This is a genomic window from Streptomyces sp. 7R007, from assembly GCF_054850255.1.
This window is the reverse complement of sequence record NZ_JBTWMV010000140.1, coordinates 1-1,382: the sequence shown is the minus strand read 5'-3', so window position 1 is coordinate 1,382 and position 1,382 is coordinate 1. Positions and strand designations below refer to the sequence as shown.

At 68.3% G+C, this 1,382-nt stretch carries 1 protein-coding gene; it reads left to right on the top strand.

All coding sequences use genetic code 11. The features are described 5' to 3' along the window. Positions 1-294 precede the first annotated feature (294 nt). Positions 295-1,374 carry an IS110 family RNA-guided transposase gene (locus ACYF6T_RS44470; RefSeq protein WP_461703692.1) on the top strand — a complete coding sequence of 360 codons (1,080 nt, stop codon included), beginning with the start codon at positions 295-297 and terminating at the stop codon, positions 1,372-1,374. The last annotated feature ends 8 nt before the right edge of the window (positions 1,375-1,382 follow it).

Here is a 1,382-nt window from a genome sequence, read left to right as displayed (position 1 = left end):
CTGTGAGTCTTCATCTGGCTGGTCCGGGACCGGCTGGCAGGGTTGACGTCGGTCGCCTCGTCGTAGTCGTGACTCGTGACAAAAGTGGCCCCCGAGGGTGCCTTGCCTATGAACTGTCCGTCTGCGGCGGGCGGCCGGCGCCGACCCGGCCCACCTCGGTGGCCTGATAAGAAGCCTGCCCGACCCGCCAGGGCCGTGGCCCGTCACAGTTCTGCCTCGAAGTGACCTCTCCCGGGCACGGCACCGGTCCGCAGCGACCGCGATTACCGTCTCACGGAGAGGAATCCCGATCGCGTGAACACCATTGTCGCCCACACACGTTCGTTCGTCATCGGCGTCGACACCCACGCCAAAACGCATACCTACGCCGTGCTCGCCGCCAACGGTGAGCACCTGGGCACGCAGGCATTCCCCAACACCCACGCCGGCAGGGCCCGAGCCATCAGCTGGGCCGGACGTCGCACCGGAGGGGATCTCGGTGCTCTGTGGGTGATCGAGGGTGCAGGCAGTTACGGAGCCCAGATCGCCCGCCAGACGACACGCGCCGGCTACCAGGTGGCTGAAGCCGCCAGAATGGGCCGCGCCGGCCGCCGCGGCATCGGCAAATCCGACCCGATCGACGCCCGGCGGATAGCCGCTGCCGTGCTTCCGCTCCCCGAAGACCAACTGCGCACTCCGCGGATGGACGAGGGGGTGCGGGCGGCAGCACAGATCCTCCTCACCTCCCGGGACGAGCTCACCAGCGAGCGGACCAGGGCCGTGAACGCCTTGACTGCCCTCGTGCGCATCGCCGACCTCGGCATAGACGCCCGTCGTCCCCTCGGTACCAGGCAGATCGGTGAAATCGCCCGCTGGCGCCCCCGTGAGGAGGACCTCGCCGCCACGACAGCCCGCACCGAGGCTGTCCGTCTCGCCAAGAGGATCCTCGCCCTTGACACGGAAATCATGGACAACATGAACCGGATAGCCGAACTCGTCGACGCCAGCCCCGCGGCCGGCCTCCCCGAGGAAACAGGAATCGGCCCCATCACCGCCGCCACTGTCCTGGTCGCCTGGTCCCACCCGGGACGGGTCCGTGACGAGGCCGCGTTCGCCGCCCTCGCCGGAGTGAGCCCCATCCCGGCCTCATCGGGCAACACCACTCGCCACCGCCTCAATCGCGGCGGCGACAGGCGTCTCAACCGAGCTCTGAACGTCATCGCGATGGTCCGCATGGTGCATCACCCGCAAACCCGCGCCTACGTTGACCGACGGCGGACCGAAGGCAAGACAGACCGCGAGATCCGCCGCTGCCTCAAGCGCTACCTCGCCCGACACCTCTACCGCCATCTCAACAACGCCGCCGCGGCGAAAGTGGGGGTTGACGGGACATAGAAGCTTCA